Source organism: Stenotrophomonas sp. 704A1, assembly GCF_030549525.1.
In the GTDB taxonomy this organism is placed as follows: Bacteria; Pseudomonadota; Gammaproteobacteria; order Xanthomonadales; family Xanthomonadaceae; genus Stenotrophomonas; species Stenotrophomonas tuberculopleuritidis.
Map to the genome: position 1 here is coordinate 4,240,187 of NZ_CP130831.1, position 26,488 is coordinate 4,266,674.

A 26,488-nucleotide genomic window follows, 5' to 3' on the forward strand; every position below is an offset into this window, starting at 1 on the left:
GTCTCAGGTGTCGGTCGGTCGGGTCTGGCGGAGGAAGTGGCCGGTCACCAGCCAGGCACCCAGCCAGCCCAGCAGCAGGGTACCGAGCAGGACCAGGCTGCCGTGCAGCAGGTCCAGGCCGTGGAGGATGAACGGGCTGCCATAGCTGCGCGACAGTTCGGCCAGCGGCGCGCGCAGGGCCGCGCCGGCGATGCCGATCAGGCCCAGCGCGACCGCGCCGGCGCCCACGCCATACCAGGCCCCCAGGTACAGGAACGGGCGGCGGATGAAGCCATCGCTGGCACCCAGCAGCTGCAGCACGCCGATTTCCTCGCGCCGGGCCTGGATGTCCAGGCGCACGGTGTTGCCCACCACCAGCGCCGCGCCGGCGCCCAGCAGCACCGACAGCACCTGGACCAGCCGCGCACCGAATGCCAGCCAGGCATCCAGGCGCTGGCGCCACAGCGCATCGTGCTGGACCAGATCAGCGCCCGGCAGGCTTTCCAGCGAGCGCGCCAACCGCGCATCGTCCTTGCCCTGCCCCGGGGTGATCACCAGCAGCGAGGGCAGAGGATTGTCATTGAGGGCATCGATCGCCTCGCCCAGCCCGGCCTGGCGCAGTTCTTCCAGGCCCTGCTCGGGCGTGCGCACGGTGACGCTGGCGACATCGTCACGGTCGCGCAGCTCGCCGGCCAGGCGCAGCGCGGCCGGGCCATCGACATCCGCCTTCAGGAACACATTGATGTCGCGCGACTGCTGCACGCTGCCGGCAAACTGCTTGAGGTTGTCCAGCGCGATCGACAGGCCCAGCGGCAAGGCCAGCGCCAGCGCCATGACCACCACGGTCAACAGCGTGGCCCAGGGCTTGCGGCAGGCACGGCCCAGGCTGAACACCACGCTGTGCACGTGATGCTGGAACCACACGCCCAGGCGCGACGGCGCGGCGGCTTCGGTGTTTTCGTTCTTGGCCATGGTTACTCCGCCAGATCCTGCGGCGAGATGTCGTCCACCAGCCGGCCGTGGTCGAGGATCAGCACGCGCTTGCGCATGCGCCGCAGCAGCGGCAGGTCATGGCTGACCACCAGCACCCCGGTGCCACGCGCCGGCAGTTCGGCAAACAGCGCCATGATCTCCGCCGCCAGGGTCGGGTCGAGATTGCCGGTCGGTTCGTCGGCCACCAGCAGCTTGGGTTCGCCGACAATCGCGCGGGCGATGCCGACGCGCTGCTGCTCGCCGGCCGACAGCTGCGAGGGCAACGCCTTCTCGCGATGGCCCAGGCCCATGCGCTCCAGCACCGAGCGCACGCGCTTGCTGATATCGCCGCGGCGGGTGCCGCGCAGGATCAGCGGCAACGCCACGTTCTCGGCGATCGAGCGGTCCATCAGCAGGCGATGGTCCTGGTAGACCGCGCCCACCGCGCGGCGATGGCGCGGGACATCGCCGCCACGCACCTTCAGCAGGTTGCGCTCGTCGAATACCACCGCACCGCGGCTGGGCCGCTCGTCCAGGTGGATCAACTTGAGCAGGGTGCTCTTGCCCGCACCGGAGTGGCCGGTCACGAACAACATTTCGCCCGGCGCGACCTCGAAGCTGACATCGATCAGCGCTTCGTGGCCACCGGCGTACTGTTTGCTGACATTGTCGAAGCGCAGGACACTCATGCCCCGATTATGCAGGACCGGCGCGACGGATCGATAGCGCCTGGCCATGCCTGGCGCACACCGTCCGGGATCGCGGCGCCTGAGGGAGGCCGCTGCGCTCGCCGGGCATGGCTCGGCGCTACCTGCGGATGTGGCGCTTTGGTAGCGCCTGGCCATGCCTGGCGCACACCGTCCGGGATCGCGGTGCCTGAGGGAGACCGCTGCGCTCGCCGGGCGTGGCCCGGCGCTACCCGCTGATCGGTCGCGCTGTGGTAGCGCCTGGCCATGCCTGGCGCACACCGTCCGGGATCGCGGTGCCTGAGGGAGGCCGCTGCGCTCGCCGGGCATGGCCCGGCGCTACCCGCGGATGTGGCGCTTTGGTAGCGCCTGGCCATGCCTGGCGCACACCGTCCGGGATCGCGGTGCCTGAGGGAGGCCGCTGCGCTCGCCGGGCGTGGCCCGGCGCTACCCGCTGATCGGCGGCGCCGATCAGCTGCCCGACAGCATCCGGCGGATCTTGCGGCCAATGCGGGTCAGGAACGAATCGCCGGCATCGGCACTGGTGCGCACCGGCTTGGCCACCACCTGCACCGGGGTGACCGGGTGGGCACCCTGGCCCGCGCTGCTGGCCACCCCCTCGGCGCCTTCGACCGGCCGGCCATGGCGACGACGACGGCGCTTGCGCGGCTTGCGCTCACCCTCGCCCGCGGCTTCCGGTGCACCGTCGGCGCGCGGCGGACGCGGCGCCTGGACCACGCCGGCGTCGGCGGTCACGGTGGCTTCGGCTGCCACCGCAGCACCCGGCTCGCCTTCCACGCGCGGCTTGCGCGGGCCACGCGGACGGCGCTCACCGCTGCGCTCGCCGTCACGCCCACCGCGGCCACCGCCACTGCCGGAGCGACCGCCACTGCGGCCGCCACCCCGACGCTCTTCCTCGGCCGCGCGGGCTTCGCGGGCCTCTCGGAAGATCTGGCCGACGCTCTCGTTCTCTTCGCCTTCCTCGCCCGGGGCCGGGGCAGCACGCTCCGGACGCGGCAGCGCGGTCAGGATCTCGCTGGTGACCGCCTCGACCGGGATCTTCTGCTCGATGTAGGCCTCGATGTCCGGCAGACCCATCGCGTAGCGCTCACAGGCGAAGCTGATCGCATCGCCCTCCTCGCCGAGGCGGGCGGTACGGCCGATGCGGTGCACGTAGTCTTCGGCGTCGAACGGCAGATCGTAGTTGTAGACGTACTTGATGCCGTCGATGTGCAGGCCGCGGGCGGCCACGTCGGTGGCGACCAGAATCTCCAGCTGGCCCTTCTGGAAGCGGTTGAGCAGGCTCTCGCGCTTCTTCTGCGGCACGTCGCCGGACAGCACGCCGACGCGGTAGCCGGCACGTTCCAGCGATCGGGCCACGCGCTCGACGAACACCTTGGTGTTGACGAACACCATGGTGCGCGCGCCTTCGCTGCGCGACAGCAGGCCCAGCAGCAGCGGGATCTTCTCTTCGTCGGCCGGGAAATAGATGCGCTGGCGGACGCGGGCGGCGGTGATGGTTTCAGCTTCCACCACCAGCTTCTGCGGCTCGTTCATGTGCTCATAGGCCAGCTCGAGCACGCGGTGGCTCAGGGTGGCGCTGAACAGCAGGGTCTGGCGGGTGGTGCGCTCGGGCATGCGGCGCAGCAGGAAGCGGATGTCCTTGATGAAGCCGAGGTCGAACATGCGGTCGGCTTCGTCCAGCACGCAGATCTCGCAGGCGTGCAGCGAGACCACCTTGTGCTGCTTGACGTAGTCGATCAGGCGGCCGGGGGTGGCGATGATCACGTCCACGCCCTGCTGCAGCAGCTCACGCTGCTTGTCGTAATCCACGCCGCCGTAGACCAGGGCGAAACGCAGGCCCAGTTCGGAACCGAACTTCACTGCGTCCTTGTGGATCTGGATGGCCAGTTCGCGGGTCGGGGCAAGGATCAGCGCACGCGGGTCCTCCGGCTTGCGATCGGCCAGCGCCGGGCGCGTCAGCAGGCGGTTCACGACAGCGACCAGGAAGGCCAGCGTCTTGCCGGTGCCGGTCTGGGCCTGGCCGGCGACGTCACCGCCAGGCAGTGCGACCGGCAGGGTCAGCGCCTGGATGGGCGTGCAACGGGTGAATCCGGCTCCTTCAAGGCCGGCCTGCAGGGCCGGGTGCAGCTCGAAGGAGGAGAAGGTCAAATCGGTCAGCGGTTTGTCGCTCATGTGTCCGTCTTGGTATGGCCACGCGCCTGCGGGCGGCGGCACTGCAATCTGTCTGGGGCTCCGTCGCAAATTGCGGCCCCTGCGGCGGGTCGGGCTGGCCGGGACCCTCGGGTCCGCGCGCCGCACAATGCCCCAGTTTAACGCACTCGGGCCGGCAAACCGGAAGACGGGGGTCTCGCGGCGGCATGAGACAGCGCATCAAGCCGTCTTCACCCAGCCACATGGCGCTTGAACGCCTGCCCGCCCCGGCCCTGGCCTGGGGCGCCGGCACCCCCATTTCAGCAGCGGACAGTGAAATCCGACACATACCGTGCTCCGATGCGATCACGATACGCTGGGTTCCAGCCAGCCTCTGTCCCCGCCCTGCGATAGGGGTACACTGCCGGCCGTGAGCGTCCAGGCATCCCGCCGAACGCACCGCGGCAGACCGCCGCGAGGCAACGACGAGGGTCGCGCCACCGGGCATGGCCCAGTTCACCCACCTCCGGCCTGGCCGGGTGCAATCCAAGACGAGAAACCAAGATGAGCGACAAGGTTGTACACGTCGGCGATGCCGACTTTGATAGCGCCGTACTGAATTCCAAGGAACCGGTGCTGGTCGATTTCTGGGCCGAGTGGTGTGGCCCGTGCAAGATGATCGCCCCCGCGCTGGATGAACTGGCCGACGCCTACCAGGGCCGCGCCAAGATCGCCAAGGTCAACGTCGACAACAACCGTGCGCTGGCCGCCAAGTACCACGTGCGCTCGATTCCCTACCTGGTCGTGTTCAAGGACGGCGAGAAGGTGGGCGAGCAGATCGGTGCCGTGGGCAAGGCCCAGCTGGCCGGTCTGCTGGACAAGGCCCTGGCCTGATCCGATGGGCTGCCGGCAGCCGCTGAGCGCGGCTGCCGGGCAGGCGCCCCGGCGCCTGCATGAATACCGTATCCGGCGACCCTTGCACGGCGCCGCAGGCCGATGATAGTGTCGGCATATCCGGCCGCGTTCGCGTGCCGCACCTTCTGGACGCAGTTTCTTCCAGACCCATTCCCAACGTTCGCCGCCCCAGCCGGGCGCTCGCACCTTCAAGCGAGGAATAACGCTCTTGTCCGATAACACTTCCGAAACCGGCAGCGCTGAAGCGCCCGCCGAAAAGCGCGTGCGCAAGGCCCGCGTAACCAAGGCTGCCGCCCCGGCCGCCGCTGAAACCAGCGCCGCGCCGGCGCAGCCCACCCTGCCGCTGGCAGCCGCGCCCGAAGCGCCGGCACCGGCCGCGCCTGCGCCTGCGCCGAGCGCACCGGCCGCCGAGGCCCCTGCCAGCAGTGGCGGCGGCGACGGTGGCGAGGGCCGCGAATCCGGCCAGCCGCGGCAGTCGCAGCAGAACAACCAGGGCGGTGGCCAGAACCAGAACCCGTACAACCAGAACCAGCAGGGCCAGGGCCAAGGCCAGGGCAACCGCCGTGACCGGTTCCGCAACCGTCGCGACCGTGATCGCAACAGCGGCGGCGGTGGTGGCGGCCGCTTCCGCGATGACGGCATGCCCAACGACAACGGCGACCAGCAGGCCTTCGTGCCGCGCCCGCACGCCAACGTGCCGGAAGGTTTCCCGGTCTATTCGCTGAGCGACCTCAAGCGCATGCCGGCGCAGAAGCTGCTGGAGATCGCCGAGCAGCTGCAGATTTCCGAAGGCGTGGCCCGCGCCCGCAAGCAGGACGTGATCTTCGCGCTGCTGAAGGTGCTGACCCGCCACGGCGACGGCGTGGCCGCCGACGGTGTGCTGGAAATCCTGCCGGACGGCTTCGGCTTCCTGCGCGCGGCCGAGGCCAGCTACCTGGCCGGCCCGGACGATACCTACATCTCGCCCAGCCAGATCCGCCGCTTCAACCTGCGCACCGGCGACCACCTGTCCGGTCGCATCCGCTTCCCGAAGGACGGCGAACGCTACTTCGCGCTGTCGATCGTGGACACCATCAACGGTGAGCCGCTGGAAGCGTCGAAGAACAAGGTGCTGTTCGAGAACCTGACGCCTCTGTTCCCGCGACGCCGCTTCACCCTGGAGCGCGGCAACGGCTCCTCGGAAGACATCACCGGCCGCATCCTCGATCTGATGGCGCCGCAGGGCAAGGGCCAGCGCTCGCTGATCGTCTCCCAGCCGAAGGCCGGTAAGACGATGATGATGCAGCAGGTGGCCACGGCGATCACCACCAACCACCCGGACGTGCACCTGATCGTGCTGCTGATCGACGAGCGCCCGGAAGAAGTGACCGAAATGCAGCGCACCGTGCGCGGCGAAGTCATCAGCTCGACCTTCGACGAACCGGCCGCACGCCACGTGCAGGTGGCCGAAATGGTCATCGAGCGCGCCAAGCGCCTGGTCGAACACAAAAAGGACGTGGTGATCCTGCTGGATTCGATCACCCGCCTGGCACGCGCCTACAACAACGTGGTGCCGAGCTCGGGCAAGGTGCTGACCGGTGGTGTGGACGCCAACGCCCTGCACCGCCCGAAGCGTTTCTTCGGTGCCGCGCGCAACGTGGAAGAAGGCGGCAGCCTGACCATCATTGCCACCGCGCTGGTCGACACCGGCTCGAAGATGGACGAGGTGATCTACGAAGAGTTCAAGGGCACCGGCAACAGCGAAGTGCACCTGAGCCGCCGCATCGCTGAAAAGCGCGTGTTCCCGGCGATCGACATCAACCGTTCCGGCACCCGCCGCGAAGACCTGCTGATCGAGCCGGAACTGCTGCAGAAGATCTGGATCCTGCGCAAGCTGCTGCATCCGATGGATGAAATGGCCGCGATGGAATTCCTGCTGGACAAGATGAAGAACACCAAGTCCAACGACGAGTTCTTCGGTTCCATGAAGCGATAAGAAAAAAGCCCCGCACTGCGGGGCTTTTTTTGTTTTCGGAAAGGCTCCATCCACGCATGTCGTGGATCTGCTTCGTTCGCCGGTCATGGCCGGCGCTACCTTGCGGCTTACGGGCAGGCCACCGCGCCCTCGGCGTTGGCCGTGTTGGCGGTCAACTTGACCTGGGTGAATGCCGCCGCAAACGGCTTGTCCGCGGTCACCACGAACGGAGCCTCCACCGCACCCAGTGCCACACCCTGCCTGGCGAAGCACGCCAGCGGCACGGTCACCGTCTGCTTCTGCCCCGGCGAGAGCTTGCCCAGCAGCGGGGCGATATCCACCCCGCCCTCGCAGCCACTGCCGCACTGCATGGTCAGCTTCACCGGCGAGACCGGGCGCTTCACCAGCTGCACGTCGAACTGCAGCGCGCCGTTGCTGCGCGCCAGCGCGCCCAGGTTGCGGCGAGAGGTGCTGCGCGCGATCAGCTGCGCGGGGGCCAACCAAGTCACTTCCTTGGCATCCTGCTGGGTGTTCACCTGCACGGTACGTACCTGCACCACCGGCGTGGCGGTCGGCCAGCGCAGCGTGGCATTCAGATCGCTGCCCAGCGGCTGGGTGGCACCGGCCGCGGCCACGTGCAGGGCGAACGGCGGCGTGTCGGCACGGTTGAAGATCGGCAGCACGGTCACTTCGCCGCAGCTGTCCGGGGTGGCTTCGTCCAGCCGTGCGACCTTGCCGCCCTTGGCATAGCTCAGGCCATAGCCAAGTGCGAACAGCGACGGCTTCTTCGCATCGGGCTGGTCGATCGGTGCCGGGCACGGCACGCCCGGCCACGGGAAGCTGAGGCGCCCGCGGAAGTCGTGCGCGGGCTTTCCGCCCTTGCCGGCCACCAGCACGTCGGTCACGCCCTTGCCTTCGGTGCCCGGCAGCCACGCGGCAACGAAGGCGCTGGACAGGTTGAGCAGATCGTTGGTGTACATCGGGCGACCGGACAGGTAGACGGTCACCACCGGCTTGCCGGTGGCTGCGGCCGCTTTCAGCGCAGCCAGGTCCTGCGGGTAGGCACGGCTGTGACTGACGGTATCCGAAGCGAGGATGTCACCGTTGGTTTCCGCATACGGCGTCTCGCCGATCACCGCCAGCACCACGTCGAACGCCTTCGGGTCGACGCCCTGGCCATCGGCACTGAAGCTGACCTTGTCCGCGCCGAGTTCGGCGCGCAGCGCGCCCAGCACCGAATCGGCGTTGGGGAAATCGGCGTTGCTGTTCTCGGTGCCCTGCCAGGTCAGCGACCAGCCACCGGACTGGTCGCCGATGCTGTCGGCGCCCTTGCCGACCACCAGCACGCGCGCGTCGCGGCGCAGCGGCAGCGCCTGGCCCTCGTTCTTCAGCAGTACCAGCGATTCGCGTACCGCACGGCGGGCCAGCTCGCGGTGCTGCACGGCGCTGGCATCGCCTGCGTAGCGGCTGTCGGACGGCTTGTGTTCGAACAGGCCGGCACGCAGCTTCACCCGCAGGATGCGGGTGACCGCATCATCGATGCGCGCCATCGGGATCTCGCCCTTCTGCACCTGCGCGGTGGTGTTGTCGATGAAGGCTTTCCAGTCATCGGGCACCATCACCATGTCGATGCCGGCGTTGATCGCCTGCGCGCAGCTGTCGTTGCGGCAGCCCGGCACCTGGGCGATGCCGTTCCAGTCGGAAACGACGAAGCCATCGAAGCCCATCCTGTCCTTCAGCGCATCGGTCAGCAGCGCCTTGCTGCCGTGCATCTTGCCGTAGTCCACACCCGCGGCACGATCGTTCCAGCTGTTGAACGAGGCCATCACCGTCTGCGCGCCTTCTTCCAGTGCGCCGTAGTAGCCCTGCGCGTGGACGTTGATCATGGTGGCCTTGTCGACCAGCGCTTCGCCCTGGTCGCGGCCGCTGTCGGTGGCACCGTCGCCCAGGTAGTGCTTGGCGGTGGTGACCACGTTGCCGTCATCCTTGAATGTACCCTGCGCACCCTTGACGTAGGCATGGGCGAAGCGACGGATCACCTTGGGATCGGACGAGTAGCTTTCATAGGTGCGGCCCCAACGTGGATCGTGGGCGACCGCCAGGGTCGGCGCGAACACCCAGCCGATGCCGGTGGCGCGCACCGAGCGCGCAGTCGCCTCGCCGATGCGCTCGATCAGTTCGGGGTCGCCGGCCGCGCCCAGCCCGATGTTGTGCGGGAACAGCGTGGCGCCCAGCACGTTGTTGTGGCCGTGCACCGCATCGGTGCCCCAGATCACCGGCACCGGCGTCTTCGCGTCGGTAGCCAGCGATGCGGCGTGGTAGGCATCGGCCAGCGCCAGCCATGCCTGCACGCTCGCGTGCTTGTCCATGCCCGGCCAGGAGCCGCCGCCGTTGAGGACCGAGCCGATGTAGTACTGCCGCACCTGTGCGGGCGTGATGGTCTTGATCTCGGCCTGGGTCATCTGCCCGATCTTCTGCGCCAGCGTCATCTGCGCAAGGATCTGCTGCACGCGGCGTTCGATATCCGCATTGGCAGTGATTGCGCTGTGCACGCGCGGCCAGTCCTGCAGGGGTTCGCCACTGGCCGGTGCGGCACCGGCGGGCGCGGCCAGGACAGCCAGCAGGCAGCTGGCGAGAAGGGTCTGGGTGGGGCGATTCACTGGGCTCTACCTCCGTGGATGAAGTTCCTGGCATGCGCGTCTGCGACCGCACGCCGGCATGGGCGCTTGCGCACCGCTCCTGACAGCGCTGTCATATAAGCCGGCCTGCGTGCTGTCAATCGTTGCGCGTGCGCGCTGAGGCGGCCGTCCCGCAACCACGGGCCCGGGCACATCACGCGCGTGTTGCAGTGGCGCCCGGGTGCTGCATCGCGGCAAGAAATCGGGACGTGCCAGCGCACCACCTGTCGTGGCAACATCCGCCTGCTTCGGCAACACCGACCGGGCCACCACGCACTACCATCGCCGCGTGCCCGCCGCCTTCCAGGAGGATCCATCGCACCATGCGCAGTCGAATCGAGGATGTTGCTGCCGTTGCCGGGGTTTCGATCAAGACCGTGTCCCGCGTGCTCAACCACGAGCCGAACGTGCGCGAGCAGACCCGCGACCGGGTGTTGGCCGCCGTGGCGCGGCTGGGCTACAAGCCCAACCCGTCGGCGCGCAGCCTGGCCGGTCAGCGCTCGTATGCGCTGGCGCTGGTCTACAACAATCCATCACGCAACTACCTGATGGAAATCCAGAGCGGCATGCTGGACGCCTGCCATGCGCAGCACTACAACCTGATCCTGGGGCCGGTCGGCATCGGCCGCCGCACCCTGCCCGACCTGGCCGCGCTGTTCGAGAACTCGCGCCCGGATGGCGTGGTGCTGATCCCGCCGCTGACCGATGACGCGGTGGTGCTGTCCTACCTGGAAGAGCACGGCATTCCGTTTGCGTGCATCGCGCCACGCCACCCGGAAGGCCGCATCGGCGTGCGCATGGACGAGACCACTGCCGTGGTCGAACTGATCGGCCACCTGGTCGCGCAGGGCCACCGTCGCATCGCCCACATCAAGGGCCCGCGTGCGCATGGCGCTTGCCAGTGGCGTCATGCCGGCTACCGCCAGGCACTGCGCGATGCCGGCATTGCCTACGACCCGGCACTGGTGGTCAACGGCCAGTTCTCCTTCGAATCGGGCGTGGACGCGGCCAATGTCCTGCTCGACCTGGACGAACCGCCCACCGCGATCTTCGCCGCCAACGACGACATGGCCGCTGCGATCTACCGCGTAGCGGGCGAACGTGGCCTGCGCGTGCCACGCGACCTGTCGGTATGCGGCTTCGATGACACGCCCATCGCCGGCCACATCTACCCGGCACTGACCACGGTGCGGCAGCCCACCGCGCACATGGGCCGGCTGGCGACCGAGCAGCTGATCGAGCACATTCGTGCCGAGACGGCCGGACGCATGATCACCGTCGAGCACGCGGTGCTGGATCGCGAATCGACCGCCGCGCCACGCCGGCGCTGATCCCCCTGCCGCAACGGACCGACGCGTTCGTTGCCGGTTCCCACGCATGCGCGTGCACGTGGGTGACGGCTGCTTCGCCGCGCGCGATGACACGCCCGCGCGCGGACGCGGACCTGGATGCCCTGTCCGCCCACCGTGGTTGCCATGTCCAGAAGCTGTCCTGCGGGCCATTGATTCAAGCCATCGAAAGGACATGCACGACATCCACCGGGCATTCCATTTGTCCAGCGCTGTCAGCCACTCCAGCTCCCCGTCTCCGGCATGCTGCGCCTGCATCCGCGCAGTTCTGTTCTGCACCGCACAACGTCCTTCCATGGCTTGATTGGCAGCGCTGTCATCGCTGAAAAACCGCTGCAGATGCCGCAGGCAAAGGCAATTCATCAGCGTGAGCACTTTCATGGCAACGGTTACATCAGCGCCTGCGCAGGCGTTGAGCAGGCGCGCTTGATGGCAGTTTGTTGACAACGCTGTCAACCGTCGCTCCAATCCGGCCACGTGCAGTAACCCGCCATCGAGACAACGCCACAACGACGCCACCGAATTCCCTGGGGAGGGAGCTTCCATGAAGACGTACACGGCCGTACCTCGCAAGACGATGCTCACTTCCGCGCTGCTGGCAGCGCTCGCTGCACCGGCCTGGGCGCAGGATGCGCCTGCCGATGGGACACCGGACCCGGCCACACTCGACACGGTGCAGGTCACCGGCATCCGCGGCAGCCTGCAGTCATCGATGAACCTCAAGCGCGACAGCCAGGGCGTGGTCGATGGCATCGTGGCCGAGGACATCGGCAAGTTCCCGGATACCAACCTGGCCGAATCACTGCAGCGCATCAGCGGCGTCTCGATCGACCGCACCTCCAGCGGCGAAGGGTCCAAGGTGACCGTGCGTGGCATCGGACCGGACTACAACCTGGTGCTGTTGAACGGGCGGCAGATGCCAGCGTCCAACCTCGGCAACGGCGGCGCGGGCCTGAACGGCTCGCGCTCGTTCGACTTCGCCAACCTCGCCTCCGAATCGATCTCGGCGGTGGAGGTATACAAGACCAGCCGCGCCGACAACCCGGCCGGCGGCATCGGCGCCACCATCAACATCAAGACCCTGCGCCCGCTGCAATCGGAACCGGTCATCAGCCTGGGCCTGAAGGCGGTCAACGATTCGTCCAATGACAACCTGCCACGCACGCTGCAGGGTTCCAACGTCACCGGCGAACTGTCGGGCATCTTCAGCCAGCGCTATGCCGATGACCGCTTCGGCGTGGCGTTCAGTGCCAGCCACCAGGAGCGCGACTCCGGCTTCAACCAGGCCACCGTGGCTGAGGGCTGGGCTACCTTCTACGGCAACAACACCACCGACTGGCGCGCCCTGCCGCAGCCGGGCCAGGGCTATTCGGACCGCATCAGCAACCGCCCGGGCCCGAACGACGTGTACGCGCGGCCGCAGAACACCGCCTACAACGTCAACGGCGTGCAGCGCCAACGCACCAATGCGCAGGCCACCTTCCAGTGGAAGCCGGCCGACAATGTGACCACCACGCTGGACTACACCTATGTCGAGAACAAGGTGCAGCAGCAGCGCAGCGAACTGTCGGTGTGGTTCAACTACGGCCCGGGTGACAGCATCTGGACCAACGGCCCGGTGTCCGCGCCGATCATCTACAGCGAAGACATGACCAACTCGGACGTGTCGATGGGCGGTGCCCGGCTGGCCACCAAGACCGACATGCACTCGCTGGGCTTCAACGTGGACTGGGAAGTGAACGACGCGCTGGACCTGTCGTTCGATGCGCACAGTTCCACCGCCGAATCGCAGCCGGACAGCCCGTACGGCTCGGCCGGCGTGCTGGGCGTGGCCGCCTTCGTGCGTGGCACGACCACGGTCGATTACAGCGGCGACCTGCCGATCATCAACATCGCGCTGCCGCCGGGTGGTGTGCAGGCGTCCGACGCGCTGGTCACCGGTTCGGTGTTCCAGAACAGCTACAACAAATCCGAGGTGCAGCAGTACCAGGGCCGCGGTACGTTCCGCTTCGCCGACTACTCGGCCCTGGACTTCGGCATCGGCCACACCCAGGTGGAGAACCGCTCGGCGTCGGCCATCATGCAGCGCAACAGCTGGGGCGGCCTCGGCTCGCCGTCCGACTATGCCGATGACATCTGGTACGCGGACAACATGGCCAGGTACTTCAAGTCGTTCTCCGGGCACAGCGACCCGCGCCTGACCGGCCAGTTCCTGGTGTTCGACTTCGACCGCCTGATCGACCGCGCCGCGCAGGTCGGCACCGCCTCCGACCCGGCCTGCCCGACCTGCTACTACGCGCCGACCGAGTACTCCGAAGACATCCGCACCACCGAGAAGACCCGCAGCGCCTACCTGCAGTACCGCACCACCTTCGACTGGTCGATGCCGCTGCACGTGGCCGCCGGCGTGCGCTACGAGCAGACCGAAGTGGAATCCAACGCGATGGTGCGCGTGCCCACCGGCATCAGCTGGGGCTCGGCCAACGAGCTGAACATCGTGTACGCCGCGGACAGCAGCTTCGTGGGCGGGCGCGGCAAGTACGACTACGTGCTGCCCAACGTGGACCTGAAGCTGGACCTGAGCGATGCGCTGGCGCTGCGTGGCAGCTACAGCCGCACGCTGGGCCGTCCCAGCTGGACGCAGATCCAGAGCGGGCAGTCGCTGGCTGACATCGTGCGCACCCAGGGCGGCAGCGGCAGCCGCGGCAATCCCGGGCTGGAGCCGCTGATCTCGGACAACTTCGACATGTCGCTGGAGTGGTACTACGGCGACGCCAGCTACGCCTCGGTCGGCTTCTTCCGCAAGAACATCAAGAACTTCATCAGCGATACCGTGGTGCGCGAGAATTCCGGCAACCTGCACACGCCGGTGGGGGGCGCGTACTGGAACGAAGCGCTGGCGTCCTGTGGCGGCACCGACATGCCATGCATCCGCGATTACATCTTCACCAACCATGCCGGTGACCCGGGCGTGAACTTCACCGGCGTCAACTCGGCCGGCCAGCTGACCGGCACCATCGAAGGCCTGCCCACCGACCCGATCGCCGGCTTCGACGTGACGGTGCCGGCCAACCAGCACTCGGACCATCTGGATGGCTGGGAAGTGGCGGTGCAGCACCTGTTCGGCCAGTCCGGCTTCGGCGTGGCTGCCAACTACACCAAGGTGAAGTCGGGGCTGACCTTCAACAACCTGAGCCTGGGTGACCAGTACCCGATGATCGGCCTGAGCGATTCGGCCAACCTGGTTGCCTTCTATGACAGGAACGCCTGGCAGATCCGTGCGGCGTACAACTGGCGCGACAAGTTCCTCAACGGCATCGGTGGCCAGGGCCCGAACCCGAACTACACCGCGGCCTACGGCCAGCTGGATCTGAACATCAGCTATGCGGTGAGCGAGCAGCTGACGCTGAGCCTGGAAGCGATCAACCTGACCGACGAGACCATGCGCACCTACTCGCGCCACACCAACATGCTGCGCTACGCCACCCAGACCGGTCCGCGCTACATGTTCGGCGTGCGTTACAAGTTCTGACCTGCTGCGGTACCGTGGAGCCGAGCCCAGGCCCGGCTCCACACACTGTCCCGGATATCCGCGCATGTTGCCTTCGCCCCGCCCCATCGAAGAGATCCACGGCCTGGACCCGGCGCTGCTGCACACGCAGCTGCCCACCTGGACGGCGCCCAAGGTGGTCCGCGGGCTGGTCGCGCACTGGCCGCTGGTAGCGGCTGCGCGCCGTTCCGCCGCCGAAGCGGTGGCCCAGTTGGCCGCGTTCGACCACGGGCAGATGCCGGTGACCGCGACCACCGCCGCGCCCGAAGCACGCGGCCGGCTGTTCTACAACGAGGACATGAGCGGCTTCAATTTCCGCCGCGAACAGGTGCCCTTGAAGGTGGTGCTGGCCACCCTGCTGAAGTACGCCAGCGACCCCACGCCGCCGTCGATCTACGTGGCCTCCACCACGCTGGACAGCTTCCTGCCCGGCTTTGCCCAGGCCAACCCGCTGCAGCTGGGCGTGACCGACCCGCTTGCCAGCATCTGGATCGGCAACCGTTCGCGCATCGCCGCCCACCAGGACGTGCCGGACAACCTGGCCTGCGTGGCCGCCGGCCGGCGCCGGGTCACCCTGTTCCCACCGGCGCAGATCGCCAATCTGTATGTCGGGCCACTGGACTTCACTCCCGCCGGGCAGGCGATCAGCCTGGTCGACTTCCATGCGCCCGACCTGCAGCGCTTCCCGCGCTTCGCGCAGGCGCTGGAGCACGCACAGGTGGCCGAACTGGAACCGGGAGACGCGGTGTTCATTCCCTCGCTGTGGTGGCACCACATGGAAGGGCTGGAGGCATTCAATGTCCTGGTCAACAGCTGGTGGCGGCCGGTGCCGGCGTGGATGGATTCGCCGATGAACGCGCTGATGCTGGCCATCCTGGCCCTGCGCGACCTGCCGGCGGAACAGCGCGCGCACTGGCGTGCCATGCTTGACCACTACGTGTTCGATGCCGATGAACATACGGCCGCGCATGTACCGGCATCAGCGCGTGGCCTGCTGGCACCGCTGGACGCGGCAGCTGCAGAACGCGTGCGCGACACGCTGCGGCGGCGACTGCAGCGCTGACTCCCTGGCTGCCCCGCTGCGTGCGAATGTGCCCATAATGGCGCTTCCCCCACCGACCGTGCACGGCTGCGCTCCCGCTGCGCCGCACACTGCTGCCGTATGCCTCCCATCTCCAAACGCCTGAACCTGGGCACGCTGATTCTCGCGCTGGCCCTGCTGACCACGCTGGTGGCGCTGGCCAACACCCTGCTGGCCAGCTACCGCGTGCAGCGCGACCAGCTGGTGAGCAACACCCTGGAAGCCAACCGCGTCTACACCAGCAAGCTGGCCGAGACGACGCAGATCTTCCTGTTGTCGGCCCAGCAGCAGTTGGCGTACGCCGCCACCCGGCTGGGCGAACGCGGCCTGGACAGGGACCACGCGCAGGACGAGGCCCGCCGGCTGCAGCTGCAGTCCAGCAGCTTCAATTCCTCGCTGGTGGTGAATGTGGACGGGCGGGTGATCGCCACCTCGCCGCAGACCCTGCAGCTGCAGGGGGAAGTGCTCAAGAGCTTCGGCAACAACCAGGCGCTGGCGCGGCGCCAGCCGCTGATCAGCGTTCCCTACCAGTCGGCCACGGGCAAGCTGCTGATCTCGCTGTCCCACCCCGTCTTCGACCGCGAAGGCACCTACCTGGGCTACGTGAGTGGCACCCTGTACCTGCGCCAGCGCAGCGCGCTGCACACGCTGCTGGGCAAGCACTACTACCGCGACGGGTCCTACCTGTACGTGGTGGACCACAATGGCCGCATCATCTATCACAACAATCCAAAGGAAGTGGGCACCTACGCGCTGGACAACCCGGCGGTGAAGGCGGTGATGCGCGGGCGGTCCGGCAGCCAGCAGCTGGTGAACAACCATGGCGTGGCGCAGCTGTCCGGCTATGCGCCGGTGCCGGCCACCGGCTGGGGCATCATCGCCCAGCGCCCCACCGAATCCACCCTGCGGCCGCTGTCGCGGTTGATGACCTCGGTCATCTGGAACGCGATCCCGTTGGGCGTACTGTCGCTGCTGATCACCTGGTGGTTCGCGCGGCGCATTTCGCTGCCGCTGTGGCAGCTGGCGCGCAACGTGCAGGATGGCGAGGACACCGGCAACGCGATCAGCCATGTCAACGGCATCCGCGCGTGGTACTTCGAAGTGGCGCAGCTGAAGCAGGCGGTGCTGTACAGCTTCAACGCGCTGCAGGACCGCATCGGCACCCTCAACCGGGCCAGCCGCACCGATCCGATGACCGGGTTGCTGAACCGTCGCGGCCTGCAGAATGCGCTGGAAATGCTGCAGGCGCAGGGCCTGCCCTTCTCGATCGTGGCGCTGGACATCGACCGCTTCAAGGCCATCAATGATGGCCATGGCCATGACGTGGGTGATGGTGCCATCGTCCACATCGCCGAACAGATGCGCCGCCATTCGCGGGAGACCGACGTGCTGTGCCGCGCCGGTGGCGAGGAGTTCCTGCTGCTGCTGCCGGGTGTGGGCATCGCCGCGGCACAGCAGGCCGCCGAGCGGCTGCGCCAGGCCATTGCCGAGCAGCCGTTCGCACCGGTGGGCACGATCACGGTGTCACTGGGCGTGGCCCACTTCCCCACCTTCCATGCCGATGTGGAACAGGCGCTGCCGCTGGCCGACAAGGCCCTGTACCTGGCCAAGGAACAGGGCCGCAACCGCGTGGTGGTGTACCCGCACGCGGACTGACGGGGGCACCGGCACGGACCGGCGCCACCCGCCGCGGCTTCAGCCCAGCGGGGTCAGCAGTCGCGGACCTTCCTGCGTGCTGCCCACCATGTACACGCCGCCTTCGGGCAGCAGATCCGATGCCGCGACGCTGGCATCTTCGCCGGTGTTCCAGGGCGCGGGCTGGCGCGGGCCCGGAATGTAAGCGGCCCAGCGCCCATAACGCTGCGCGCGGTCGTGGAAGAAGTAGTTCACCGGCACCCGCACGGTCCAGAATTCGCGGTCCCTGCGTTCACCCGTGGTCGGCGTATTGAAGGTCCAGCGCTTGGCGTTCCTGATGCTGGCCTTGGCCAGGATCTCGCGCAGTTGGTTCATTTCGCGCTCGGACCCGACCACGGTCAGGTTGGTCTGTTCGGCCACCACATCGGCCACCTTGCCGTCGCGTCCCACTTTCACCAGCAGCAGCACGGTACCCTCGCCCTGCATGGCCAGCGCCTGCGGCGGGTAGGCTGGGGCCGGCAGGGCCCTGCTGGTCACCCTGTCGGTGCCGGTGTCGCGTGTTTCGCCGAGCTTGCTGAAGTTGGCATCGACCAGGCGGACGCGCATGCTGCCCTCGGCCGGGTTGTCGGCCATCAGCCGCAGGCGCACGGCGGTGCGCGCCTGCACCGGCGCGCCATCGACCAGCACCGGCTCGAAGCGCCAGTCCTGCACGACCTTGTCAACGAATCCGGCCAGGGCTGCATCCACCTTCTCGCGATGATCGAGCTGGAACGCTTCCACCTGGCCCTCGCGTCCGATGTCGATGACGCCACTCAACGTCATGCTGGCCTCTGCCTGTCTGCGCACCTGCCGCGCGGTCTGCGCCTGCGCGCTGTCCACCAGGAGGGCGCCGCTGCCGACGGCCAGTGCCACGGCGAGGAAAAGGGAAGAACGCATCACAGCCACTCCTTGTGCATGGAAACCTGAGCGTACCCGAGGTGATGAACTCGGGCATCCCTGGAGACGCAACGGCAACGCCGGCCGTTCAGTCCTTGGAAAGCGGCGTCAGCAGGCGCAGGCCACGGTTGGCGCTGTCGACCATGTAGACCCCGCCGGCCGGCAGCAGATCACTGCCGACCTGCGCGGCTTCCTCGCCGGTGGGCCAGGGTGCCGTCTGGCGCGGACCGGGGATGTAGGCCTTCCAGCGGCCGTAGGACGGGCCCGGTGCCGCGTCGTGGCGCTCTCTCAACTCGAAGGTGACCGGGACGCGCAGGGTCCAGAACGCACGGTCCCTGTCCTCACCCGAGGTCGGTGGCCTGAACGTCCATCGGCGGGCCTCGCTGGTGCTGGCCTTGGCCAGCAGGTCGCGCATCTTCTGCATGTCCCGTTCGCGAGCCACCACGCCCAGGTTCACCTGCTCGGCGACGACATCGGCAACCGTGCCGGTGCGCCCGACCTTGACCAGCAGCGTCACCTCGCCCTGGGCGCCGGCGCGGAACGCCGCCTCCGGATAACGCGGCGGTGTCATCCTGTCTATCGTCACCGCATCGATGGCGTTGCCGTCATATTCGCTGAAGTCCACGCTGACCATGCGTACGTCCAGCGCCCCGTCGTCCCGCGACCGGCCCAGCAGGCGCACGCGCATCGGCGCGTGCTTTGGCGACGCCACGCCGTCGACCAGGAAGGGCTCGAACTGCCAGCGACGGATCGTGCCGTCCACGAAGGTGGCGATGGCAGGTGCGATCGCGTCGCGCTGGTCGAGCACCAGGCCGCTGACCGTGCCGTCGGCGGCAACGTCGATGTTGCCGGTCAGTACCATGCTGGCCTCCGCCGTGGCGCGCACGGCGCGCGCGGTCTGTGCCGTGGCACCGGCGCTGGCCAGCCCGGCCGCGGTACCCACCGCAAGTGCCAGGGCGAGAAGCAGGGGGGAACGCATCATTGTCCGATCCTTGGTGATGAGAACCCAAGCCTACCGCAGTCGCGGCGCACCGGTGCAGCCGATCACGCCAGACGATGGCCGGCCGCGTACGGCGGCGTGTCAGGAAAGTCCGCGCGTGCGAAGCGGTCCTGCAGTTCCTGCCACCACGCCGGGTCGAACAGATGCCGGTAGTGCTCGCGTACCGCGGCCAGCTCGCCTGCCGGCAGGCCCATGAACGGACCGAAGCGCTCGGGAAACACATCGCGCGGGCCGACGTGGAACCACGGTTCGTCGGCCATCGCCTCCTCCGGCGTGGCCGGCTGCGGCCAGCGCCGGAACACGCAGTCGCTGACCAGGCACAGTTCGTCGTAGTCGTAGAACACGGCACGGCCGTGGCGCGATACACCGAAGTTCTTCGGCAGCATGTCACCGGGGAAGATGTTGTTGCGGGCCATGTCGGTGATGGCCTGCGCGTAGTCGAGCACGGCCGATCGCACCGCTTCGGCACGCTGCTCGCGCAGGTACAGGTTCAGCGGGCGGAAGCGGCGCTGTACGTAGCACAGCGCGATCTCCACCTCGTCGCCCTCCACCCGCACGCTCTGCGCGCAGTGCTGCAGCAGCTCATCCAGCAGTGCCGGGGCGAAGCGTTCGCGCGGAAAGCGCAGGTGCCGGTAGGGTTGTGCGTCGAGCAGGCGACCGACACGGTCCAGGTTGAACACCAGTGCGTACTTCTCCTCCACCTGTTGCCGCGACATCGATTTGGGCCAGGCAAAGCGGTCGCGGATCAGCTTGAACACCAGCGGATAGCTGGGCAGTGTGAACACCGCCATGACCATGCCGGGGGTGCCTTCGGCATGCACCAGGCGCTCATGCGGGTGCTCGTTGAAATGGCGGAAGAAGGTGCGGTAGCGCTCGGTCTTGCCCTGCTTGGCGCGGCCCAGCACGGTGTAGATCTCGTCGATGGGCTTGCCTGGCAACAGGCTGCGCAGGAACACCACCGCGTCGCCCACGGTAGCGAGGTCGGCCTGGAAATAGCTGCGCGAGACGCCGAACAGATGGGCGACATCGCGGCGCCGGGTCAGCACCGCATCGGCACGCAGGCCCTGCCCGTCATTGACCAGGGCGATCACGCAGGGCGAGAACCGGTGCTCACCGAATACGCGGCCGACCAGATAGGCGCGGCGCTCGCGGTAGAACACGGTATCCAGCAGTTCGATGCTGCGTACCGGCGTGTCCCCCCAGTGCGCCAGATCGTCCTGCAGGCGCACCGCGATCGCCGCCGCGCAGCGCAGCTGGTGCGCGTAGGGAACGTCGAACCGGTAATCGGCCAGCACGCGCTGCAACGCCTCGACCGGTCGCGTGGGCGAGACCGCATAGGTATGCCGGGCGACCGGATGGGTGATCGCATCGGAGGGCTCGACATCGAAGGCGATGAACTCCAGCGCCGGGTCCACGCCCCGGGTGGCGAACAGGCGCCGCGACAGGGTGTTGTAGTACGTCTTGTACAGCTCGGCGTCGATCAGCCCCTGTACCAGTTCACTGTATCGCGCATGCACCTGCAGCCACAGTGTGCGCGCGCCGATCGCCTCGCCGGCCAGGCGGCGCAGCGCATCCATCTGCTCGGCGATGCACAGGTCGTACAGCCCGATGCGCTCGACCGCATCGCGGCGGGCGCCGGCCCAGTCGCGCTGCTCGAAGCGCTGCCGCGCACGGGCAGTGACCGCCGCAAAACGGGCGTGGTACTGCTCGAAGCCATCGCGGATCGCCGCAGCGATACGCGGCGCCAGTTCGGCAGCGATGTCAGGCTCGGACATGCAGGGCTTACCCGGGAGGACCGGCTTCACCATACGCCGGCGTGGGGTGGCTTGTGTAGGGCCCGCACCGCGTGCCCCGGGCAGTCATCGCCGGGTGCGGTCGATGCCTGGTGGTAGCGCCGAGCAGCGCTCGACGCTACGCAGGCGCCCGGCTCAGATCGCCAGGTCGGCTTCCACGTCCTGCACCTTGCGCCGGGCCAGGGCCAGGTTGGATTTGGTCCGGTCCAGCACGATGTAGAAGAACAGGCCCTTCTTCTTCGCCACCGGTCGCATGATGTGGTACGCCTTGCCCAGCGAGATCAGGATGTCCTCGATGCTGTCATTGAGGTTGAGCGAAGCGGCAGTCTTCATCTTGGCGCGGATCACTTCGGTGTTGCCGGCGGCCGCCACTTCCATGTCCATGCCCGAGCCGGCCTCGCCCAGCAGCATGCCGCTCTCGTAGTCGACCAGCGCCACCGCCTGCGCGCCATCGATCCCCATCAATGCAGTCAGCGAATCAGTCAGTCCAGCCACGTCGCACCCCTCTCAAAGTTGATTCGAGCCCCTCGTTCCCCTGCGGCCGGGCTCACGATCCGCCGAGTTCGGCCAGGATCGCCTGGCCACATTCCCTGCTCTGCCACAGCACCTGACCGATCACGCTGCGCTGGTCGCAGGCCGCCATCAGCAGCAGCGGTGCGCGCCCTTCGGCCTGGATGGCCAGCATCAGCACCTTGCCGCCGGCCGCTTCCAGCATCAGCGTCTGAAGATCGCCCAGCAGCAGTTCACGCCCCACGGCCGCAGCCAGCGCCAGCATCGCGCTGGTCATGGCGGCCAGCCGTTCGCCGCGCCCCTCGGCACCGGCGCTGACCAGGGCGAACCCATCCACACTGGCCAGCACGACGGTGCGAACCCCTTCCACCCGTTGCTGGAGGTCCTGCAGCAACGGCTGCAGGCGTTCGCGCTGGCGTGCGTCGGGCAACGGCGCCGCCTGTCCATCAGCCATGCGCGGCCACCAGTGCGTGCGCTTCCATTTCGCTCATCAGTACATCCATCAGCAGCAGTCCCTGTTGGCGGTCGCGTGCGTCCACCGCCAGCACCGGCAGCGGCTGTCCCTGCAGCTGTGCATGCCGCGCCCAGTCTTCCAGCGCCGCCGCGGGCGCCTGGTCCAGATGGGTCACGGCCACCACCAGCGCCAGCTCCGCAGCAAATGGCTGCAGCACCTGCAGGTAGGTCTCCAGTTCGGTGGCCACGCCGGCACGACGTGCATCCAGCAGCAGCACCGCGCCGCGCGCGCCCTGCAGCAGGATCGGCCACAGGAAGTCGAAGCGCTGCTGGCCTGGCGTCCCGTACAGGCGCAGGCGTTCGCCGTTGGGCAGATCGATGTCGGCGTAATCCAGCGCCACGGTGGTCGACGCCTTGTCCGCGCCGACCCGGTCGCTGTTGGCCACGTCGGTGTCGATCACAGCGCCGGCGGCGATGCTGCGCACCAGCGTCGATTTGCCACTGCCCATGCCCCCCAGCACCACCACCTTGTGCTCACGCATTGCGATCGCTCCCCCGCAGCGAGCGCCACAGGCGTGCCAGCAGGCCGCTGTCCGAGCGCGGTACGTGGGCGCTCGCCAGCGGCGTGCCGCCGGCCTGCAGCTGCGCATAGCCGCACAGGTAGGCGGCATGGATGAAATCACGCACGGCGGCGGCAGGCAGATCCAGCAGCATCGCGCATTCGTCCACGGTGCAGGCGCGCTTGAGCAGCAGCGAGCACAGGCGGAAACCATCATGATCGTGGCCGAGCACGCGGAAGTCCGGCCAGCGCAGCAGCTTCACCGCGGTCCCGCGCAGGCGCTCGTCCAGGGCCTGCCAGTGGCGGCTGCGCTGCGCCCACTGCCACAGCAGCGGACGCAACGGCTGGCGTGGACGATCAGCGGCCAGCGCCTGCAGCTGCGCAGGCAGCAGCGCATCCAGATAGAGGTGTTCGAAGCCCAGCGCCAGGCGCTCCACCAGCGCAGCGGCCGGCTCCTGCAACAGCACCGCCTGGTCCTGCTCCAGATCCAGCAGCAGCAGGGGGTGCTCGCCTTCGCCCAGCAGCGCCTGCCCCTGCCGCAGTGGCAGGCGCTCGCGCAGCAGGCGGGTGATGGCATGGGCACCGTCGGCCAGGCGGATGGGCGCAGGGCGGGCCTCCTGCTGCATGCCTCGCAGCGCGCGGCCGATCGCACCGTCGTCGAGCACGTCGTGGCGACCATCCCCCTCACGCAGCTGGCCGCCGATGTCTTCGATCCAGCACTGCAGGCGCGGACGCTGCTGGCGCATGCGCACCGCGGCGTTGCGCAGCGCCGGCGTATCGCGGATCACCAGCAGGTCGCAGTCGTCCAGGTCCTGGCTGCGCCGGACCTGGCCGTCAGGCAGTGCCGAGGCCACGCGCAGCCGCTGCAACAGGGCCTGCTCGCCCTGGATGTCGGTTCCCACTACCAGCACGCGTGCCATCGGTGTTCCCCGTGCGACCACCTCCCCGGCGGTCTCGCAGCGCCAAGGCTAGGGCAACGTCGACAGCCGTCGCCGTGATCGACTGCTCAGATTGAGGGCGACCACCGACCCCCGCTGATCGGTTCTGAGACGGCCATCGCGGGCAAGTTTCATGCCGCATTGACGGGGTTGCCAGGCCCGACCGATTTCACGTTTTCCGGGTCGGGCGCGGGCCCCGCCTGCGACGCACCGGGGCCCGCGCCCGCACAAAGAAAAACCCGCGCCGAAGCGCGGGTTCTTCTGATGCGACCGGGTCGCGTTGGATCAGCCGCGCAGTTGCGCCAGTGCGGCATTGAAGGTCGCGCTCGGACGCATCGCGGCGGCAGCCTTGGCCACGTCCGGGCGGTAATAGCCGCCGATGTCCACGGCCTTGCCCTGCACTGCGATGAGCTCCTCGACGATCTTCTGCTCGTTGTCGGTCAGCGCCTTGGCCAGCGGTGCAAAGCGCGCCTTCAGGGCGGCATCGTCGTTCTGCGCCGCCAGCGCCTGCGCCCAGTACAGGGCGATGTAGAAGTGGCTGCCGCGGTTGTCGATGCCACCCAGCTTGCGCGACGGCGACTTGTCGTTGTCCAGGAACTGGCCGTTGGCTTCGTCCAGCGCCTTGGCCAGCACGCGGGCCGCGGCGTTGTCGTAGCGGTTGCCGAGGTGTTCCAGCGACGCGGCCAGGGCCAGGAACTCACCCAGCGAATCCCAGCGCAGGTAGTCCTCTTCCACGAACTGCTGCACGTGCTTCGGGGCCGAACCGCCGGCGCCGGTCTCGAACAGGCCGCCACCGGCCATCAACGGCACGATCGACAGCATCTTGGCGCTGGTGCCCAGCTCCATGATCGGGAACAGGTCGGTCAGGTAGTCGCGCAGCACGTTGCCGGTCACCGAGATGGTGTCCTCGCCCTTGCGGATGCGGGCCAGCGAGAACGCGGTGGCCTCGACCGGCGGCAGGATGCGGATGTCCAGGCCGGTGGTGTCGTGGTCCTTCAGGTACTGCTCGACCTTGGCGATGACCTGCGCGTCGTGGGCGCGCGCGGCGTCCAGCCAGAACACGGCCGGGGTGCTGCTCAGGCGCGCGCGTTCGACGGCCAGCTTCACCCAGTCCTGGATCGGCGCGTCCTTGGTCTGGCACATGCGCCAGATGTCACCAGCTTCCACCGCATGCTCGAACACCACGTTGCCGGCGTCGTCGGTGACCTTGACCACGCCATCGGCGGCAATCTGGAAGGTCTTGTCGTGCGAGCCGTACTCTTCGGCCTTCTGCGCCATCAGGCCGACGTTCGGCACCGAACCCATGCTGGCCGGGTCGAAGGCACCGTGCGCCTTGCAGTCGTCGATGACGGCCTGGTACACCCCGGCGTAGCAGCGGTCCGGAATGACGGCCTTGGTGTCCTGCAGCTTGCCCTCGGCGTTCCACATCTTGCCGGAATCGCGGATCATCGCCGGCATCGAAGCATCGACGATCACATCGCTCGGCACGTGCAGGTTGGTGATGCCCTTGTCCGAGTTGACCATGGCCACGCCCGGGCGCTGTGCGTACTCGGCAGCCAGGTCGGCTTCGATCGCGGCGCGGGTGGCTTCGGGCAGCGACGGCAGGCGCGCGGTCAGGTCACCGATGCCGTTGTTGGCATCGAAACCGGCCTGCTTCAGCACGTCGGCGTGCTTGGCCAGCACGTCCTTGTAGAACTCGTTGACGGCCACGCCGAACATGATCGGGTCGGAGACCTTCATCATGGTCGCCTTCAGATGCAGCGAGAACAGCACGCCCTGGGCCTTGGCGTCGGCGATCTGCTCGCCGATGAACGCAGCCAGTGCCTTGCGGCTCATCACCGCGGCATCGACGATCTCGCCAGCCTTCACCGCGGTCTTTTCCTTCAGCACGACGGCGCTGCCGTCCTTGCCGTGGAAGGTGATCTTCAGCGAACCGGCGTTGGCCAGAGTGGCCGACTTCTCGCTGCCGTAGAAATCACCGGCCGCCATGTGCGCGACGTGCGACTTCGAATCGGCCGCCCAGGCGCCCATGCGGTGCGGGTGCTTGCGCGCATAGTTCTTCACCGACAGCGGAGCACGGCGGTCGGAATTGCCTTCGCGCAGCACCGGGTTCACCGCGCTGCCCTTGACCTTGTCGTAGCGCGCCTTGTAGTCGCGCTGCTGGTCGTCGGCCGGGGTTTCCGGGTAATCCGGCAGCGCGTAGCCCTGCTCCTGCAGTTCCTTGATGGCCGCCTTCAGCTGCGGCACCGAGGCGGAGATGTTCGGCAGCTTGATGATGTTGGCGTCCGGGGTGGTCGCCAGCTGGCCCAGCTCGGCTAGGTCGTCGCTGACCTTCTGCGCATCGCCCAGCAGTTCGGGGAACTGCGACAGGATGCGGCCGGACAGCGAGATGTCGCGGGTTTCCACCACGATGCCAGCGGTGGCGGTGTAGGCATCGACGATCGGCAGCAGCGACTGGGTGGCCAGGAACGGGGCTTCGTCGGTCAGCGTATAGAGGATCTTGGACATGGGGGACTTGGACTCTGTAGCAGTGCTCAGGGGAAGGCCGGCGCCAGCGCCGGGCCACGTGCAACCGTGTCGCTTTCCCCCGTCGCCGTCAGGGTGGGCGCGCGGCGGGGAAACCCCTGCATTGTCGCGTTTTCAGCCGCGCGGGGCAAAGCCGTGCCATACGCGGCGGTACTGCACGCCGGCAACGCTGTGATCCATGCGCGGAGCACGTGGATCTGCGGAAACATCGGCGCGCGTGGGTGGAACCCGAGCATCGCCCAATAAAAAAGACGCAGCCTCGCGGCTGCGTCCATCGTGAGCCCAACCGGGAGAGAGTCGGCGGGACTTACTTGACCTCGAACTCCTGCGGCGATCCGGCCGCCTTACCATCGACCATGACTTCGGCGCGGTACTTGCCGGCCGGCCAGCCATTGGCATTCTTGAAGGTGATGTTGGTGGTCTCTGCGCCGCTGGTGTTCAGGGTCGCGTTCTGTTCACCGGCCACCTGGCCATCCTGGAAGGTCAGCTTGGCGCCGACATTGACGTTGCTGGCGGCGCCGTCGGTCTTCACCGAGACGACGACATCGTCCTTCGGCGCGAACAGTGCCGTCGGCGCGACCGACTTGTCTGCGGCGGCGGTCTTGCCGACGGTGACGGCGGACACGGCGACGGTGGCGGCAGCCATCGGCGGCGGTGCGCCGGTCATCGGTGCCGGCGCCGGCTCGGCGGGCGCCGTGGCGGCCGGCATGGCGTTGGTGTCGGTCGACTCTTCCTTCTTCTTGCAGCCCACCAGGGCGACGCTGCCCAGCAGCGCGGCCATCAGGGCATTCTGGAGCGGGGTGGTCTTGATCATGCGGGG

20 protein-coding genes are annotated in these 26,488 nt (G+C 68.0%); 7 read left to right on the top strand and 13 right to left on the bottom strand.

The window, feature by feature from the left end:
* Window positions 1-3: 3 nt before the first annotated feature.
* The 3 genes from ftsX to rhlB all read right to left on the bottom strand — a co-directional run bounded on the left by ftsX (window position 4) and on the right by rhlB (window position 3,833).
* Window positions 4-951, bottom strand: a complete 948-nt coding sequence (gene ftsX, locus Q5Z10_RS19370; RefSeq protein WP_303636974.1) for a permease-like cell division protein FtsX — start codon at window positions 949-951, stop codon at window positions 4-6.
* A gap of 2 nt (window positions 952-953) precedes the next feature.
* Entirely contained in the window at window positions 954-1,640 is a 687-nt protein-coding gene (gene ftsE, locus Q5Z10_RS19375) for a cell division ATP-binding protein FtsE (protein WP_303636975.1), read from the bottom strand.
* A 468-nt stretch (window positions 1,641-2,108) separates the two neighbouring features.
* Complete coding sequence (gene rhlB / locus Q5Z10_RS19380) at window positions 2,109-3,833, bottom strand: ATP-dependent RNA helicase RhlB (RefSeq protein ID WP_303636976.1); 1,725 nt, start codon at window positions 3,831-3,833, stop codon at window positions 2,109-2,111.
* 522 nt (window positions 3,834-4,355) lie between these two features.
* On the opposite strand from rhlB, the gene trxA reads away from it, so the two are divergent.
* Together trxA and rho are read left to right on the top strand one after the other, a co-directional pair.
* Entirely contained in the window at window positions 4,356-4,685 is a 330-nt protein-coding gene (trxA, locus tag Q5Z10_RS19385) for a thioredoxin (protein ID WP_025878607.1), read from the top strand.
* A gap of 229 nt (window positions 4,686-4,914) precedes the next feature.
* Window positions 4,915-6,681 (top strand): transcription termination factor Rho, encoded by a 1,767-nt coding sequence (gene rho / locus Q5Z10_RS19390; RefSeq protein WP_303636977.1) that lies wholly within the window; start codon window positions 4,915-4,917, stop codon window positions 6,679-6,681.
* A gap of 107 nt (window positions 6,682-6,788) precedes the next feature.
* Here rho and Q5Z10_RS19395 read toward each other — a convergent pair whose 3' ends face one another.
* Window positions 6,789-9,320 carry a glycoside hydrolase family 3 protein gene (locus Q5Z10_RS19395; protein WP_303636978.1) on the bottom strand — a complete coding sequence of 844 codons (2,532 nt, stop codon included), beginning with the start codon at window positions 9,318-9,320 and terminating at the stop codon, window positions 6,789-6,791.
* Window positions 9,321-9,661: 341 nt separating this feature from the next.
* On the opposite strand from Q5Z10_RS19395, the gene Q5Z10_RS19400 reads away from it, so the two are divergent.
* The 5 genes from Q5Z10_RS19400 to Q5Z10_RS19420 all read left to right on the top strand — a co-directional run bounded on the left by Q5Z10_RS19400 (window position 9,662) and on the right by Q5Z10_RS19420 (window position 16,974).
* Window positions 9,662-10,669 carry a LacI family DNA-binding transcriptional regulator gene (locus Q5Z10_RS19400; protein WP_303636979.1) on the top strand — a complete coding sequence of 336 codons (1,008 nt, stop codon included), beginning with the start codon at window positions 9,662-9,664 and terminating at the stop codon, window positions 10,667-10,669.
* Window positions 10,670-10,930: 261 nt separating this feature from the next.
* The gene (locus Q5Z10_RS19405) at window positions 10,931-11,131 is read left to right on the top strand and encodes a hypothetical protein (RefSeq protein ID WP_303636980.1); all 201 of its coding nucleotides are present in this window, start codon (window positions 10,931-10,933) and stop codon (window positions 11,129-11,131) included.
* Between the two features lie 100 nt (window positions 11,132-11,231).
* The gene (locus tag Q5Z10_RS19410; RefSeq protein ID WP_303636981.1) at window positions 11,232-14,219 is read left to right on the top strand and encodes a TonB-dependent receptor; all 2,988 of its coding nucleotides are present in this window, start codon (window positions 11,232-11,234) and stop codon (window positions 14,217-14,219) included.
* Between the two features lie 64 nt (window positions 14,220-14,283).
* Window positions 14,284-15,300 carry a cupin-like domain-containing protein gene (locus Q5Z10_RS19415; protein ID WP_303636982.1) on the top strand — a complete coding sequence of 339 codons (1,017 nt, stop codon included), beginning with the start codon at window positions 14,284-14,286 and terminating at the stop codon, window positions 15,298-15,300.
* A gap of 99 nt (window positions 15,301-15,399) precedes the next feature.
* On the top strand, window positions 15,400-16,974 hold the full coding sequence (locus Q5Z10_RS19420; RefSeq protein WP_303636983.1) for a sensor domain-containing diguanylate cyclase: 1,575 nt from the start codon (window positions 15,400-15,402) through the stop codon (window positions 16,972-16,974).
* A 39-nt stretch (window positions 16,975-17,013) separates the two neighbouring features.
* On the opposite strand, the gene Q5Z10_RS19425 is transcribed toward Q5Z10_RS19420, so the two are convergent.
* From Q5Z10_RS19425 to Q5Z10_RS19465, 9 genes are all read right to left on the bottom strand, one after another.
* On the bottom strand, window positions 17,014-17,889 hold the full coding sequence (locus Q5Z10_RS19425) for an energy transducer TonB (protein ID WP_345783972.1): 876 nt from the start codon (window positions 17,887-17,889) through the stop codon (window positions 17,014-17,016).
* 88 nt (window positions 17,890-17,977) lie between these two features.
* Window positions 17,978-18,871 carry an energy transducer TonB gene (locus Q5Z10_RS19430; RefSeq protein WP_303636985.1) on the bottom strand — a complete coding sequence of 298 codons (894 nt, stop codon included), beginning with the start codon at window positions 18,869-18,871 and terminating at the stop codon, window positions 17,978-17,980.
* Window positions 18,872-18,933: 62 nt separating this feature from the next.
* Window positions 18,934-20,664: a bifunctional isocitrate dehydrogenase kinase/phosphatase gene (gene aceK / locus Q5Z10_RS19435; RefSeq protein ID WP_303636986.1), complete on the bottom strand. Its 1,731-nt coding sequence runs from the start codon at window positions 20,662-20,664 to the stop codon at window positions 18,934-18,936.
* Window positions 20,665-20,817: 153 nt separating this feature from the next.
* Window positions 20,818-21,177: a hypothetical protein gene (locus Q5Z10_RS19440; protein ID WP_303636987.1), complete on the bottom strand. Its 360-nt coding sequence runs from the start codon at window positions 21,175-21,177 to the stop codon at window positions 20,818-20,820.
* Window positions 21,178-21,229: 52 nt separating this feature from the next.
* Window positions 21,230-21,646 (bottom strand): roadblock/LC7 domain-containing protein, encoded by a 417-nt coding sequence (locus Q5Z10_RS19445; RefSeq protein ID WP_303636988.1) that lies wholly within the window; start codon window positions 21,644-21,646, stop codon window positions 21,230-21,232.
* Window positions 21,639-22,187 carry a GTP-binding protein gene (locus Q5Z10_RS19450; RefSeq protein WP_303636989.1) on the bottom strand — a complete coding sequence of 183 codons (549 nt, stop codon included), beginning with the start codon at window positions 22,185-22,187 and terminating at the stop codon, window positions 21,639-21,641. The genes Q5Z10_RS19445 and Q5Z10_RS19450 overlap by 8 nt, the downstream gene beginning before the upstream one ends.
* Complete coding sequence (locus tag Q5Z10_RS19455) at window positions 22,180-23,124, bottom strand: hypothetical protein (protein WP_303636990.1); 945 nt, start codon at window positions 23,122-23,124, stop codon at window positions 22,180-22,182. The genes Q5Z10_RS19450 and Q5Z10_RS19455 overlap by 8 nt, the downstream gene beginning before the upstream one ends.
* A gap of 303 nt (window positions 23,125-23,427) precedes the next feature.
* Window positions 23,428-25,650: an NADP-dependent isocitrate dehydrogenase gene (locus tag Q5Z10_RS19460; protein WP_303636991.1), complete on the bottom strand. Its 2,223-nt coding sequence runs from the start codon at window positions 25,648-25,650 to the stop codon at window positions 23,428-23,430.
* A gap of 325 nt (window positions 25,651-25,975) precedes the next feature.
* Window positions 25,976-26,482: a hypothetical protein gene (locus Q5Z10_RS19465; protein ID WP_303636992.1), complete on the bottom strand. Its 507-nt coding sequence runs from the start codon at window positions 26,480-26,482 to the stop codon at window positions 25,976-25,978.
* Window positions 26,483-26,488: the final 6 nt, after the last annotated feature.